The sequence below is a fragment of the Actinoplanes cyaneus genome (assembly GCF_016862095.1).
Classification (GTDB): domain Bacteria; phylum Actinomycetota; class Actinomycetes; order Mycobacteriales; family Micromonosporaceae; genus Actinoplanes; species Actinoplanes cyaneus.
In genome coordinates, this window is the sequence record NZ_BOMH01000094.1 from 1 (window position 1) to 775 (window position 775).

The 775-nt window shown below is 64.1% G+C and carries 1 protein-coding gene; it reads right to left on the reverse strand.

The window, feature by feature from the left end; genetic code table 11:
* Positions 1 to 16: 16 nt before the first annotated feature.
* Positions 17 to 343: a hypothetical protein gene (locus Acy02nite_RS44310; protein ID WP_203755647.1), complete on the reverse strand. Its 327-nt coding sequence runs from the start codon at positions 341 to 343 to the stop codon at positions 17 to 19.
* Positions 344 to 775 lie beyond the last annotated feature (432 nt).

Here is a 775-nt window from a genome sequence, read left to right on the forward strand (position 1 = left end):
GATCCGTACGTGTTGATCATTCGTTGACCGTTGTCAGCCAAGCCCAGCGGATCTCTGCCAGCAGGAACGCGGGCCCGTCAGGCTGGTGGTTCCAGATCTCGTCTGACCACCCTTCGGGTTCAAGCGCCCGCAAGCGGTCGATGCAAGCCGATGTGCTGCCGGTTGCCATTAGATCGACGTTGAACTCGAGGTATTCCGGAATCTTCCAATAGGAGCCGGACTCGTGCACTCGGACAGCACCGTAATCAGCGAGGCAGCGAACCAGGGACGAGGCCAGTTCTGCGCTTCGGGCTGTCGGCGCCTCGGCGAACAATCGCAGATACACGTGGTCAGACTCACTCACCACGGCAGTGTGAGGCGTCGTGGCGCGCTCCGCACTGATTTGCCGCTGTCCGCGCGCCAGGCCGGCCGCCGCTGTCATGGCCGGTGGCCAGCTGTTTGGAGCCGGCGTCTTGTCGCGCCGATGTGCGGATGCCGCCGACCAGCCCGGCCCGTGCGACCTCGTAGGCGCTACGGCGGCGGGTCTCAGCAAGCAGAGCACACAATTCGCGACCGTTGCCCCAACGGACGCATACTGCCCTCTATGCGGTTAGTGGTGGGACTGGGCTGGCCTGGTTCGAAGCTGACGTATTGACCTAATCGGTGTTGCTGAGAGCACGCAGTGCTCCTTCGGCGAGGACGTGTCCCGTCTTGACGGCGACGGCCAGATCGGGTGCGTTCAGCCAGTCGGGCTCGTGGCTCTCTTCCCAAGCGACGATGTCCGTCGCGGCGGCGA